14 protein-coding genes are annotated in these 12,704 nt (G+C 45.1%); 8 read left to right on the forward strand and 6 right to left on the reverse strand.

Annotated features, from left to right (window positions below; genetic code table 11):
* Nucleotides 1–19 precede the first annotated feature (19 nt).
* A complete protein-coding gene (locus ACE3JL_RS16715) occupies nt 20–2,035 on the reverse strand; it encodes a GspE/PulE family protein (RefSeq protein ID WP_375327960.1) in 2,016 nt (671 codons plus the stop codon).
* Between the two features lie 241 nt (nt 2,036–2,276).
* Here ACE3JL_RS16715 and grpE point away from each other — a divergent pair, with 241 nt between their 5' ends.
* Nucleotides 2,277–2,999 (forward strand): nucleotide exchange factor GrpE, encoded by a 723-nt coding sequence (gene grpE, locus ACE3JL_RS16720; RefSeq protein ID WP_271988492.1) that lies wholly within the window; start codon nt 2,277–2,279, stop codon nt 2,997–2,999.
* A gap of 94 nt (nt 3,000–3,093) precedes the next feature.
* Here the strand turns inward: grpE and ACE3JL_RS16725 are convergent, their stop codons facing one another.
* Together ACE3JL_RS16725 and ACE3JL_RS16730 are read right to left on the reverse strand one after the other, a co-directional pair.
* Complete coding sequence (locus tag ACE3JL_RS16725) at nt 3,094–3,735, reverse strand: HAD-IA family hydrolase (RefSeq protein WP_271988493.1); 642 nt, start codon at nt 3,733–3,735, stop codon at nt 3,094–3,096.
* A 90-nt stretch (nt 3,736–3,825) separates the two neighbouring features.
* Complete coding sequence (locus ACE3JL_RS16730; RefSeq protein ID WP_375327961.1) at nt 3,826–5,790, reverse strand: amylo-alpha-1,6-glucosidase; 1,965 nt, start codon at nt 5,788–5,790, stop codon at nt 3,826–3,828.
* 90 nt (nt 5,791–5,880) lie between these two features.
* Between ACE3JL_RS16730 and rpmH the strand changes: the two genes are divergently transcribed.
* The 5 genes from rpmH (at nt 5,881) to ACE3JL_RS16755 (ending at nt 8,519) form a co-directional block, all read left to right on the forward strand.
* Complete coding sequence (rpmH, locus tag ACE3JL_RS16735) at nt 5,881–6,018, forward strand: 50S ribosomal protein L34 (protein WP_002739276.1); 138 nt, start codon at nt 5,881–5,883, stop codon at nt 6,016–6,018.
* Between the two features lie 26 nt (nt 6,019–6,044).
* On the forward strand, nt 6,045–6,407 hold the full coding sequence (gene rnpA, locus ACE3JL_RS16740) for a ribonuclease P protein component (protein ID WP_271988495.1): 363 nt from the start codon (nt 6,045–6,047) through the stop codon (nt 6,405–6,407).
* Complete coding sequence (locus ACE3JL_RS16745; protein WP_002763099.1) at nt 6,397–6,792, forward strand: PH domain-containing protein; 396 nt, start codon at nt 6,397–6,399, stop codon at nt 6,790–6,792. Before rnpA ends, ACE3JL_RS16745 begins: the two co-directional genes overlap by 11 nt.
* Before the next feature lie 84 nt (nt 6,793–6,876).
* Nucleotides 6,877–8,025, forward strand: coding sequence for a membrane protein insertase YidC (gene yidC / locus ACE3JL_RS16750; RefSeq protein ID WP_271988496.1), 1,149 nt, complete (start codon nt 6,877–6,879; stop codon nt 8,023–8,025).
* Nucleotides 8,025–8,519: a R3H domain-containing nucleic acid-binding protein gene (locus tag ACE3JL_RS16755; protein ID WP_271988497.1), complete on the forward strand. Its 495-nt coding sequence runs from the start codon at nt 8,025–8,027 to the stop codon at nt 8,517–8,519. Before yidC ends, ACE3JL_RS16755 begins: the two co-directional genes overlap by 1 nt.
* A gap of 106 nt (nt 8,520–8,625) precedes the next feature.
* On the opposite strand, the gene ACE3JL_RS16760 is transcribed toward ACE3JL_RS16755, so the two are convergent.
* The gene (locus ACE3JL_RS16760; RefSeq protein ID WP_271988498.1) at nt 8,626–9,024 is read right to left on the reverse strand and encodes a hypothetical protein; all 399 of its coding nucleotides are present in this window, start codon (nt 9,022–9,024) and stop codon (nt 8,626–8,628) included.
* Nucleotides 9,025–9,697: 673 nt separating this feature from the next.
* Here ACE3JL_RS16760 and ACE3JL_RS16765 point away from each other — a divergent pair.
* Both ACE3JL_RS16765 and ACE3JL_RS16770 read left to right on the forward strand, forming a co-directional pair.
* A complete protein-coding gene (locus tag ACE3JL_RS16765; protein WP_375327962.1) occupies nt 9,698–10,366 on the forward strand; it encodes a HEAT repeat domain-containing protein in 669 nt (222 codons plus the stop codon).
* Nucleotides 10,367–10,427: 61 nt separating this feature from the next.
* Nucleotides 10,428–10,946, forward strand: a complete 519-nt coding sequence (locus tag ACE3JL_RS16770; protein WP_271988500.1) for a phycobiliprotein lyase — start codon at nt 10,428–10,430, stop codon at nt 10,944–10,946.
* A 66-nt stretch (nt 10,947–11,012) separates the two neighbouring features.
* Here ACE3JL_RS16770 and ACE3JL_RS16775 read toward each other — a convergent pair whose 3' ends face one another.
* On the reverse strand, nt 11,013–11,945 hold the full coding sequence (locus tag ACE3JL_RS16775; RefSeq protein ID WP_375327963.1) for a hypothetical protein: 933 nt from the start codon (nt 11,943–11,945) through the stop codon (nt 11,013–11,015).
* The gene (locus ACE3JL_RS16780; protein WP_375327964.1) at nt 11,902–12,501 is read right to left on the reverse strand and encodes a DUF1517 domain-containing protein; all 600 of its coding nucleotides are present in this window, start codon (nt 12,499–12,501) and stop codon (nt 11,902–11,904) included. Before ACE3JL_RS16780 ends, ACE3JL_RS16775 begins: the two co-directional genes overlap by 44 nt.
* Nucleotides 12,502–12,704 lie beyond the last annotated feature (203 nt).

Below are 12,704 nucleotides of genomic sequence, written 5' to 3' on the forward strand. Positions count from 1 at the left end.
TGACCACTGAAAAACTGTCTTAATCACTAAATCGCGGTGTCATACAGTAGGGACAATCGATCCATTCTGGTTGTAGTTCGGCGCGACAACCACGACAGATTAAACCGCTTTTCCGTTTGGCTTTTAGTTCCGCTTCCAGACCGGAATCGGTAAATGTCACCCGTTCCACTTCTTCGAGGGTAGTGTAACCCTCGCGCACCAGATTTAAACTATAGGCTAGGAGTGTCACCATGCCCTCATCGACGGCCGCCTCCTTAATGCGATCGGTGGTTGCCCCTTGGTTAATTAACTGCTGTATTCGTTCACTATTCTGGATTACCTCATAGACACCAATACGACCTTTATAACCGCTGCCACCACACTTAAGGCAGAGATTGCCCTGTTTTTGCGCCTGTTGAATTTCCTTTATGGTTAGGGTATTAGCCCGATAAAAGATCACTTCCCGTTCATTGGCGGCGGAAAGACCAAAACGGGCTAATTCCTCTTGACTGGGGTGATAGGCGACTCGACATTGGCCACAGACGCGCCGCATGAGACGCTGGGCTAAAACTCCCAAGAGAGAACCAGAAATCATAAACGGTTCAACCCCCATCTCATCAAGACGAGCGATCGCACCAGCAGCATCGTTGGTGTGTAGGGTAGTTAGGACCAAGTGACCAGTTAAGGCGGCCTCGATCATTGTTTTAGCCGTTTCCTTGTCCCTAGTTTCTCCCACCAGAATCACATCTGGGTCTTGTCGCATGAAGGCCCGCAGAATCGAGGCGAAATCCATGCCTTTTTCGCGAATTACCTGTACTTGGGTGATGCCCGGTAGAGAATATTCGATCGGATCTTCGGCGGTGCTAATATTGACCCCAGGGTTATTTCTTTCCGCTAACACCGAGTATAAAGTGGTGGATTTCCCCGAACCAGTCGGGCCTGTCACCAGCAACAGACCAAAGGGACGACTAGCCAATTCTCGGACAATTTGCAGGGTTTTTTGGTCGGTGATTAGTTTATCTAAACCCAACTGGGTAGCCGAGTTGTCGAGAATCCGTAAACAGACTTTTTCCCCGTAGCGAGTGGGCAAGGTATTAACCCGAAAATCCACTTTCCGCCCTTGATATATCCGGCGAATTTTACCATCTTGGGGAAAACGACGTTCGGCGATATCGAGCTCGGCCATGATTTTAAAACGGGCAATGACCGCTGGGGTAATTTTTTTCGGCAGTGGATCAAAAGCTTGATGAAGAACTCCATCTTTGCGAAAGCGAATTTTCAGAAATTCTTCTTGGGGTTCGACGTGAATATCGGAACTCCCTTCCTGTAGGGCTTTAGCTAGAATTTTATTGACGAGATTGATGACGGGAGCTTGATTAGCGTCCCCTTCTCCGAGATCATCGGCCACTTCATCCTTACCAGCACTGGCGGCCACCTCAATATCGCCGACAATACCAGTCAGATCCGAGAGTTTTTCCAGTTCTTTTTCTTTTTGCTGTCGGGCTTTTTCCCGTTCTAGTTCCGATTGTGCCGAGTGGAATTTTTCCAGTAATCTTTCATAATCTTCGCTGGTAATCACCAAACGCTGTAAACCTAAATCCCTGGGCCGGAGAATGCGGTTAATATCGTCGGTAGCCTCGAGGTTGTCAGGATCGACCATCGCTATCAAAATCGCAGCTGGCTCTCCTTCAATCTTTCGCAGGGGGATGAGACGATAGCGACGACAAAGATCGATCGGAATCAAAGAATCGATCAATCGGGCTATTTCTAGTCCATCCACATCGGTTAATTCGGGGTCGATCGATTCGACTCCGTAGAGGATTTTTAATTCAAATAACTGATTTTTCTTGTACTGTCGCTGTAAATCTGGGGGCAAAGCGCGCCCGGTTAGTTGTTGTAATATTTCTACTAGCGATCGCCCCGATTTCCGTGTTTCCACTAGGGCCTGTTGCATTTGGTCGGCTCCGATATATCCCGACTGCACCAACTTATTACCAAAGGGGGAAAAGTAATTGCGTAGGGCAACGGCACGGGTTTTCTTGGAAGAAAATGTCATAGACGATTCTTAACCTCTCCACTACCCTTAAATGTTCCCAGATTTACTGAGAAAATTGCATTTTAGCAAAAATTTTTCTAGATCACCGATCATCTATCGGGTTTCCTTATATCTAGTTACCCATCTTGTCCACAAAATGTTACATTAAAGGTGGAAACCTGATTATTAACTGGTACTTTAAAGACCAAAATTAGCAGTAAATGGTCATATATTGCCAGATTTAAACCAAAACGTGCCTACCATGAGTGCAGAACCAAACAACTCAGCAATTTTCGACGAAAACCAAGAATCCTTTCCTAATTCTCCCGAATCCCTGACAACTGAATCAGAAACTACTGTCACCGATCAAGCCAAAACGGTGACAGATCAGGCCGCCTCTAACGAGGAATTTTCCCTTCTAGACGGAATGACTATCGATTTTCTGCAAGAGGAAATCGACACTCTCAAACAGCAGTTAGAGGAGCAAACCCAACAGGTTGATGCCTATAAGAAACGCTATATCAGTCTAGCGGCCGAGTTCGACAATTTTCGCAAACGCACAGCCAAGGAAAAAGAGGAACTGGAAACAAAAATCAAGGGCAAAACCCTGATGGAAATTCTTGGTGTGGTGGATAATTTTGAGCGCGCCCGTACTCAAATTAAACCAGCTAATGATGGCGAAATGGGTATTCACAAGAGTTACCAAGGGGTCTATAAAACCTTAGTGGACAGTCTCAAGCGTTTAGGGGTTTCCCCCATGCGTCCGGAAGGTCAACCCTTTGATCCCACCTACCACGAAGCAATGATGCGGGAGTACACCGATGAACATCCCGAAGGCACGGTGGTGGAGCAGTTAGTGCGGGGATACACTCTCGGAGAAGATGTTTTGCGTCATGCTTTGGTAAAAGTGGCCGCCCCCAAAGAGACAGATCCTAACGCTGATCCGTCAGAATCTACTTCCATTCCATCCCAGGAATCCCTCTAACACCTCCACATCAAAAAGTGTTCAGATATTTTGGTTTTGGGGATATGTGTTTCCTCCCTATCCCCTCTTCCCACTGAAAGACTTTTTCTCGTTTTTATCTTTTAATTAAAAATGCTTCTATACCCAGGGACTTTGCTCCTTGGTAATCCTCTTTTTTACTATCGCCAATGTGCCAAGCTTGTGCTGGGGAACAATTATGTTTTTCTAGGGCGATTTGAAAAATTTCCGCATCGGGTTTAGCGACTCCCGCATGGGAAGAAATCGTGATCGATCGAAAAAAATATTCTAAGCCTAATTCGGCCAAAACTTGGTAGATACGACTATCAAAATTAGAAATAATGCCCAACTCGATCCCCTGAATCTGCCAGAGTCTTAAAGCGGGAATGACATCCTCGTACAGCACCCAAGGCTCGGCCGTGGCAAAATGATGGTAAAGTTCGCCGAAAAAAGCCTCAAAATCGGGAAATCTTTCCAGATAACCTAAATTATTAAAAACTGCCCCAGTCAGCGATCGCCACCAGCGATACTCTAACTCAGGAATTTGTGCCGGTTCAACGTCAGGAAAAGCTAGGGGAGGAGAAGTGGGGAAAATAGCCAAGAAAGACTGTTCTAGGCTCTCGGCCGCCACCTCTACCCCAAAATCTGCCGCTATTTGACTATAAATTGCTCCGACACTGCCTTTTACCCCAAAAAGGGTTCCCACAGCATCGAGAAAAATAACTTGCGGTTTCTCCATAAGAGTTTTGTTTATAACGGTCGAACTGAGGTTTTTAGGGTCGTCCCTTTAGGTGGCCTAACACACCTAACAATTGCTTATTTTAAAAGATTATGGCCGAAATTCTCGGATCACTTGCCAAACCCTTAATACCTCTGCCACTGTCCATGCTTGGGCAAAAGCTCCCCTAGGGGTAAAAGGAGCATTACCATCGAAAATTTCGCTTAAATTACCGATACAGCTATCCCGAAGATGATCGATCATCGGTGTTAAAAAACTCTCGGCTAGGATGGGATCGCGATAGACTTTTAGATGGGCTTCGATAAATGCCCCTAGTAACCATCCCCAAACTGTCCCCTGATGGTAGGCACTATCTCTTTTTACGCGATCGCCACTGTAAACGCCACGGTAATCAGGATGATCGGCGTCTAGCGATCGCAAACCGCGAGGAGTCAAAAGTTTTACAGTACAAATATCGACAATAGCCTTTTTCTGTGGGAAATTTAATAACTCCTCCACCGACAGAGACAGGGCAAAAAGCTGATTCGGTCGTAAACTGGCATCATTGCCCTTGTCCGTATCTAAAACATCGTAACAATACCCTAGAGAATCGTCCCAGAAGCGAGAAAACCCTTTTAAGGTCATTTCTCTCATTTTTTCGTAATCAGTGGCATCCATGCCCAAATAATGGGCAAATTGAACCATAATTTTTAGGGCATTGAACCAAAGAGCATTAATTTCTACGGGTTTGCCGATGCGGGGAGTAATCACCAGATCATCAACTTTGGCATCCATCCAAGTTAACTGTACTCCCGTTTCGCCGGCATAGATCAAACCATCGTCATCTAGGTGAATATTGTAGCGAGTACCGCGACGAAACCAAGCGATCACTTCCGTTAAAGCGGGATAAATAGTTCTGAGAAACTCAAAATCTTGGCTTTGGTTAAAATAGGAACGAATGGCTTCAAAATACCAAAGAATAGCATCGACAGCGTTATATTCGGGCATTTCTCCGCCATCGGGTAGCAAATTCGGCAATAAACCCCAGTCTAGATAACGGGAAAAAGTTAGTAAAATCTCACGGGCGATCGCAGGTTGGCCTGTAGTCAAAGTTAATCCTCTTAGGGAGATCATCGTATCGCGACCCCAATCACCAAACCAAGGATAACCTGCGATTATCGTTTTGCCGTCCGGTTGATCCCGGAGAGGACGACTAACGATAAACTGGTCGGCAGCGAGGGTAAGTTGTTGAATCCATTCGGGATGCTGGGGATTAATCAGACTACTCTCGTAGCGATGGCGAGACTCTAGAGAAGATTGACCGTCTAAACTGGGATCAGGACGGGTACTAGCGGCAATTGTCACCGATTCTCCCACTTTCAGAGTAGCCGAAAAACTGGCGGCATGGAGATGATTTTCTCGATCGATTAAACCACGATAACGTTCCACGGCCAAATCAAAGCGATAATACCAGATATGAGCGGGAAAAACCTCTCCTTGACTGATTAATAGATAAAAAGGTACAGCATAGTCATAGGCAATCACTCTTACTCCTTTTTCTAGGGGACTAATAGCCATTTGCCAGTTAAAACCCTGGGTATTGCCGTGAAAATCACGATAATTGACAAAAGCAGTCAGATTCAGGGTTAAAGGAGAATTGCCGCGAAGGTAGGTATAGCGAGTATAGGTGGTATTTTCTCCCTGTTCCATCCAGATACGCTTTTCTAGTAAGGCATCCCCACAGATAAAAGTCCAGACGGGAATTGTCCCTTCCAGATGAAAACTTTCGATATTAATATAGCCTTGTGGTTCGATCGTAGCACCTAACCAGCGATTGCTGGCCAGATGATAAATTTTCTGGTTATATTGTAACGATTCATCGATTTTAGTCACTAGCAGCGTTCTTTGCGTCGGTGGAGCTAAAGCAGCGATCAAGAGACCATGATAACAGCGAGTCAGCAATCCGGCCACGGTTCCCGCAGCAAAACCCCCAATACCATTAGTGACTAGCCATTCGCATTTTTCAGCCACTGGAAGATAATTGCAGATATCTCGACCGAAACGGAGCTTGACCATGAGCTTCCCAATTCCTAGTAATTTTGTTATAATCAGAAATTGTGTCTTTATATCTATAGACTAACTCTATCTTAAGGAGAAAAATCAGCAGTGAGTAAACGTACTTTAGAGGGAACCACGCGCAAACAGAAGCGCACTTCCGGATTTAGAGCGAGAATGCGTAGCGTCAACGGACGCAAGGTGATTAAAGCTCGTCGGAAAAGAGGGCGCTATCGTTTAAGTGTTTAGGTTATTCTGGGAACCGACTAATTTTCGTGGGACTACCCCAAATTCATCGCTTAAAACATCGACAGGATTTTCAAGCTGTCTATGGAACAGGGAAGCGTTATCACGGTTCCCACTTAACCTTAATTAGTTTAGAGGATTCTGGCCAGGATAAGCCTCTTCCCAGTCGTTTTGGCATCTCGATTAGCAAGAAAGTTAGTAAAAAAGCGGTGGTTCGTAATCAACTAAAACGGCAAATGCGAGCGGTAATTCGGCAGTTATTGCCAGAAATAGCGACAGGATGGCGAGGGGTAATCATTATCCGTCCCGGAGCGATCGAGTGCAATTATGAACATTTTTTGCGAGAATTAAAGCAGTTGTTAGTGAAGGCCAATATAATTCATGGGCATTAAAGAAGAAACTTTTTATGAAGGCGGTCCGCACATCGGCGACCTAATCATCAATATACTGCTAGGATTTACAGTGATTTGTTTACCTTTAACCGTTGGGGCAGTAGTGCGGGCAATCTGGTTAAGATATAAGATAACCGATCGGCGGATTTCAATCACCGGGGGTTGGATGGGACGCGATCGCACAGATATTATCTATTCAGAAGTGGCAAAAGTGGCAAAAATGCCGAGAGGAATTGGTATTTGGGGGGATATTGTCGTAACTCTCAAGGATAGAAGTCGTTTAGAAATGCGCGCAATGCCGAAATTCCGGGAAATTCATGACTATATTGCCGAAAGAGTCGCCGATAAAACCGGTCGTCCCCTAGAATCGATCATCAGTCAATAAAACAAAATAATCGATCACCGAGATTCGATAAATTAGATTTGTCAAAGTGAACCCCTATTAAACGAGAAGGCATAGATTAAAGCCATGGATTTTGGAGTCGGATTTATTTCCACAAATATCATGTTGCCAATCCTAGATTTTTTCTTTCGGATTGTGCATAGTTACGGTTTCGCCATCATTGCTTTAACGCTGGTGGTCAGATTTGCCGTCTTTCCCCTAAGCGCCGGCCAGATTCGCAATATGAGAAAAATGCGAATCACTCAACCCTTAATGAAGGAAAGACAGGCAGAAATTCAACAACGCTACAAAAACGACCCCCAAAAACAACAGGAGGAAATGGGCAAATTAATGCAGGAGTTGGGCAATCCCTTGGCCGGTTGTTTACCCCTGTTATTACAAATGCCGATTCTTTTGGCTTTATTTGCGACGCTGCGGGGTTCCCCCTTCTCGGATATTAACTACACCGTCGATTTACAAGTGCTGCCAAGCGAACAAATCGCCCTCGTGCAGCGCCAACCCTATGGCACCAAACCCCAAAACGTTTATATTGACGAGTCTCTCCACTATCCCATCACCGCTTTTTTACCCCAAGGCAATAAAATCGCCCCGGGAGAACAGCTAAAAATCGACCTGCAAAACGACCAGGGGAAGTCTTTAAGCCAATTAGCCACGGAAGCACCCGAAAATAACCTAAAACCCACCTACGAGGTGGTTAAAGGTCAAGAACTGGTGCAGGTGAATGAAGACGGTTCCATCGTCGCTTTAGCCCCCGGAGATGCCAGTATTAAAGTTATCGTGCCGGGGATTGCCGCTAATACGGGTTTTCTCTTTATTGAGGCCCTGGGGAGAATTGGGGCAACCGGTGCCAATGGTGAAATTCACTGGGATATTTTGGCGATGGTGATCGCTTTCGGTATTAGTATCTATGTTAACCAAGAGTTATCCGGTGCCGGCGCACCTTCGGGGGGAGCAGCCCAACAACAACAAACGGTGAATAAAATCACCCCGGTAATTTTTAGTATGATGTTCCTGTTTTTCCCCTTACCGGCGGGGGTATTGATGTATATCTTAACTGCGAACATCTTCCAAACTATTCAAACGGTGATTTTGATGCGGGAACCGTTACCGGAAAACCTGCAAAAATTGGTAGCGGAACAGGAAAAAACGGAAAAATCCCGCGATGCTCTCCCCTTTGAAAAACGTTCTAGCAAGAAAAAGGAAAAAACATCGTAATGACTATATGGGAGCAAAATAGCGAAAAAGCTAAACAATGGCTGGAAAAACTGCTAAAGTTGATGGCCATGCCCGCAGATGTCCAGATTGGAGTGCAGGAATTGGGAACTGGACCTTCCTCCTGTTGGTTAATTATTGATAGCAGTCAATTGAGTCCCCAACAAGTGGAACTTCTCCTCGCTAACAAGGGTGAGGGACTCGATGCGATTCAATCCCTAGCTAATACGATTCTGAATATTGGTGTCGAGTCGGCAGAACATCAGTTCTATATTGTCGAAATCAATGGCTATCGTCAACAAAGACAGTCAGAACTTTTCGACTGGGTGAATCAAGCAGCGACGCAAGTGCGGCAAACAGGACAGGAAATAGAATTAAAAGCCCTATCTTCGGCAGAACGTCGCCAAATCCATGCCTTTTTTGAGGAAGAAAACGATTTAACCACGGAAAGTCGCGGTGTGGAACCCGATCGCCGGTTAGTAATTCGTTTAAAATAAGATCAAAGGGTGGGGTAAAACCTGCCCTCTTTTTTATTTTAGGCTTTAGCCTTTTTGTTCACTCTAAAATTGAGTTGAGAATTACCACGGCCGTGGAGATATAAAATTAGAAAATACGACCACCTCGACGGTTGGGAGCTAAACCACGATTACTGGGTGTAAAGCAGTAGGCGTCGCGATTGATTCGTCGAATATTCTCTTGTAAAAATCGATCACAATTGCCCTCTGGAACGATAATTGTTTGATAGAGGGATTTTCCCGATAGATTACGATAGTAAGGAATCCAAAGAATGCCCAGATTTTGAAACCCATATTTGAAGTGTAGTTCTTCCCCGCGTTTCTTTGCTTCGTATTCGGTCTTCCAAGCTGACTCGGCAATTACTCGCAGACCTTCAAAATCGGCACTGTGCCAGTCAAGACGTGGAGCAGCGAAAACCTCCCCGAAAAATGTACTCGAAAATGCCATGGACATCATCAATAAAGTGATTTCTTTTCTGATATTCACGAAAAATTGATAACTGAAATATTTTTTATTTTAACCTCAGTTCTAGATAAGCCGAAACCCTAATTTTATACTAAATCCGTTGAGTATAGGTAACATATCAGGATAGGCAAAAGGCAAGAGGCTTCGGCCGTGAGCTCAGCCGAACGGCAAGAGGCAAAAGGGGGAATAAATAATCAGTTTTTAATAACTGGATTTAGTTTTACCTTAGCCAGTCCGTCCTATTCTTTCCTGAAAGTCATGACAAAATCTGCTGGGTGCATCTCATGTTTGTAAATCTACCAAGTTGGGATTTTTACGGGGAAACTCCTCGATAAAATCGGAAGTAACGCCCGATTTTATCACTCAATCCAGGCTTTTGGGGGGTAGAACCCCCCAAACCCCCCGCGCATTAGCTTTTCGGTGGGATGCTTACAGGCAGCTGCTGATACATTTGTCATCATCTAAGAGTCACTGATAATTGCTGATTATCGGTATTTCTGCAAATGTGAGATGCACCCAATCTGCTTAACCCAAACTGAAGTTATTTTAGCCATACATCTCCTTTCTCTTGTGTCTTTTAGCCTGTTTTTCCTCCAAAAGCTCTACCAGCCAAATTTTCTGTCTATCCACTAAAGCTGCTGACTTAGAAACAATTGCGTTAGAATTAAAGAAATATTACAAGTGATTGACAAAAATGAGTAAGCCTGATATGGAAACCATTGCCCTCCAGTTAGAAAGTAGCAACTCTAAAGATCGTCTGCTGGCCTTGGCATCCCTGCGAGAAGTGGCCCCGGAGGAGGCTGTACCCTTGATCAAAAAAGTCCTTTATGATGAAATGCTACCGGTGCGATCAATGGCTGTCTTTGCTTTGGGAGTCAAACAAACCGAGGAATGCTTTCCTATCCTAGTGGATTTGTTAGCCAATGATGCCGATTATGGCATTCGCGCCGATGCTGCGGGGGCCTTAGGTTATTTGGAAGATATTCGCGCTTTTGAACCCCTACAACGAGCTTTTTACGAAGACACGCAATGGTTAGTCCGCTTCAGTGCCGCCGTCGCTTTGGGCAATTTGCGCGATATTAGGGCTAAACAGGTGTTATTATCGGCTCTCGATAGTAACGAAGCGGTTATTCAACAGGCCGCTATTGCCGCTCTTGGAGAAATCAAAGCAGTGGAAACCGTCGAGAAGCTTTTAACCTTTGTTAACTCCGATGACTGGTTAATCCGGCAGCGATTAGCGGAAGCTTTAGGTCATCTTCCGGCGGAAAAAACGATCGCAGCCTTAAATTTTTTGGTCAAGGACGAACATCCACAAGTGCGCGAAGCTGCCCGTTTATCTTTGCAAAAATTGGCCAAGGTCTAGGGATAGGATAGAATAAATAATCTATTCTTCCAGAGCGATCAATCTTTGCATACAGCCATTCATGGACATTCAAGAATTTATTAATCTCTGTGCGGGTAAATGGTTTTCTCAGCGCACCAGTTATCAATTAGCTGCCCAAAAAGTTGCCAATAATAAAGCAGAAATCACCATCGATTTGCTGGCTGCCGATGCTGCCGATGTGGTGCAATTATGTTTAGAGAATAACTGTCAGTCCCAGGCCAGTCTAGGGGGATGGAAAGCGACTTGGGATAATTCCGTGGACTATGGACAACCGAAAAAAATCGGTTCTAGCTATTTAGTTTGGCTGCCCTCAGAAAATTCTTGGCAAGGAAAATTAATCACATCGGACGGTAAATCGGCAGCGCTGGGAGAATATCATCTCAGAAGCGATCAAGCTTTAACTTTAACCATCGAGGGCAATCACCATCGTATCGAGGAAAGAATCTGGTTTGCTAGTCCTAATCTGAGATTGCGTACCAGTATTATCCAGTCAGTCAACGGCGATCGCCAAACGGTTTTTTATTCGGAAATTCGTAAAATGGTTGCTACTACTAAGTAGTTGCTATCCCCAATGTCTGAGGTGGGGAAGACGGGGTTAATCTTCCACCACTCCAGTCAAATCCCCCTAACGTCGGCCGCGTCTGCTGCTGCCGAAACCACTGCGACTAGGGGTACGACGGGAACCAGAGGAACCGAAACTAGATGAACGTTTGACAGTATCAGATTTACCCGAATTCTTCAGGGTACTAGAACCATAACCGGAACCACTGGGTTTTGTGGTGGTGGTGGTGCTGCGCTTGGGACTAGAGGAAGTACTGCTGGGATAACGACGTAAATTGCCAGTAGAACGGAGAGTTTGCCGGTTTTTGACCGCCGGAGGTGGACTATTATGTTTAGTCCGGTATTGATCCACTGCCTGATTATAGGTGGAACCGTAACCACCAAAACCGGTCATCACACCTCCCGGAGTATAGAGGGGAGGAACGTAATATTGAGGACGAAAGAGCAAACTACCCAAAGCTTGACCAGCAACAGCACCGAAAAAAGGACTCCAAAAACTCGATTCTTGTCGAATCACCACGGTTTCCTGTTGTCCGGTTTGGGGATTGTTCCGCACTTCCGTGACATTATGGACATATTCGATTTTAAAATCTTCGGTCATGTATAGGGTAGCCTGATCACCGTTGATTTCCACTGCGGTTTTTTCCCCTTTAGCGATAGCTTCATCGCTTAATCTAGCCATTTGCAGGTTAGTGGTGCGAAAGAGGGGAGAAGTCCCCCCGGGGGTGTTTAACAGCATTAAGGTATAAGTGCCATCTCCGTCATCATAGGTAGCTTGTTGCACCTCGTAGCGACCGCTACTAACCTGATTGGATTCTCGTCTTACACTACTGTTATTAGCTGACAGTGACTGAGTTTGATTTGACGAGGAACCACAGGCCACCGTTGTGCAACAAAGGGTAAGAATTAAAAGGATTGTCGTTACTTGGCGCAGCATAAGGGCAAAATTAAGACTATAAAGGCAGCAATTCGGGGAAATTGAGTAATAGTTGCTCATTGGTCAATTCATCTCCCAATTGAGCAGGAGAAAAATGTACCTGAATGGCACGCAGCCGACCTTGGTAGTGAAGGTTAATTATTGATTTTAAACCATCTTCCAGGGCCTCTCGATCGGCTAGGCTAGTTTCTAAAGCAGCACTCTCACCCTCGAAGGCTATTGTGATCATAACAACTAAGTTATCGGTGACGGGTAAAGTTAAGGGTTCGTTTTCCCCCAACTGTGAAGACACCGATTCACTTAGGTATCTGGCCGCAGAATCGGTAAACAGTTCGTTAACGTAGTCTCCGGCTTCCCCCTCACTCCAAAAAATATCGCCCTCATTAGCCACAGAAAACCAATAGAGGTTCATCTGCAGCAGATTTTGACAAATTTCTACTAAACCCTCTCCCATGACCTCTAAATCGCCTTCGGAATCGATCGCCTCCCGGCCGGCACGATTAAGAATACCGATCAGGGGTGCGATTTCTCGGCCGTAGAGATGCAAAAATAAGCGACAGACCACATAGCGAGTTTTACCCGCAAATTTCTTAAAGCGATCGCCTAAAGAACTCATAATAGACCTCTGGTAAAAATCAAAAATTGTCGTTAAGCTTAGGAGTCAGTAGTCTTGGATCCATCAGCTAGATCAAGGTAATAATGGCTAATTAATCGGATAAATAAAAAGACTGATCACTGATAGGACGTTTTTGAACTGGCAAAAATTAATCAGGCAAGGGGTTTAATCTACCCGATAATCAAGTAAATAGCCAAAAAAGC

The organism is Microcystis sp. BLCC-F210 (genome assembly GCF_042134685.1).
In the GTDB taxonomy this organism is placed as follows: domain Bacteria; phylum Cyanobacteriota; class Cyanobacteriia; order Cyanobacteriales; family Microcystaceae; genus Microcystis; species Microcystis aeruginosa_D.

Bases quoted from the DNA above. Each gene is read 5' to 3' on its own strand.
- ACE3JL_RS16715 (WP_375327960.1), bottom strand. From the start codon at position 2,035: ATGACATTTTCTTCCAAGAAAACCCGTGCCGTTGCCCTACGCAATTAC.
- grpE (WP_271988492.1), top strand. From the start codon at position 2,277: ATGAGTGCAGAACCAAACAACTCAGCAATTTTCGACGAAAACCAAGAA.
- ACE3JL_RS16725 (WP_271988493.1), bottom strand. From the start codon at position 3,735: ATGGAGAAACCGCAAGTTATTTTTCTCGATGCTGTGGGAACCCTTTTT.
- ACE3JL_RS16730 (WP_375327961.1), bottom strand. From the start codon at position 5,790: ATGGTCAAGCTCCGTTTCGGTCGAGATATCTGCAATTATCTTCCAGTG.
- ACE3JL_RS16745 (WP_002763099.1), top strand. From the start codon at position 6,397: ATGGGCATTAAAGAAGAAACTTTTTATGAAGGCGGTCCGCACATCGGC.
- yidC (WP_271988496.1), top strand. From the start codon at position 6,877: ATGGATTTTGGAGTCGGATTTATTTCCACAAATATCATGTTGCCAATC.
- ACE3JL_RS16755 (WP_271988497.1), top strand. From the start codon at position 8,025: ATGACTATATGGGAGCAAAATAGCGAAAAAGCTAAACAATGGCTGGAA.
- ACE3JL_RS16765 (WP_375327962.1), top strand. From the start codon at position 9,698: ATGAGTAAGCCTGATATGGAAACCATTGCCCTCCAGTTAGAAAGTAGC.
- ACE3JL_RS16770 (WP_271988500.1), top strand. From the start codon at position 10,428: ATGGACATTCAAGAATTTATTAATCTCTGTGCGGGTAAATGGTTTTCT.
- ACE3JL_RS16775 (WP_375327963.1), bottom strand. From the start codon at position 11,945: ATGAGCAACTATTACTCAATTTCCCCGAATTGCTGCCTTTATAGTCTT.
- ACE3JL_RS16780 (WP_375327964.1), bottom strand. From the start codon at position 12,501: ATGAGTTCTTTAGGCGATCGCTTTAAGAAATTTGCGGGTAAAACTCGC.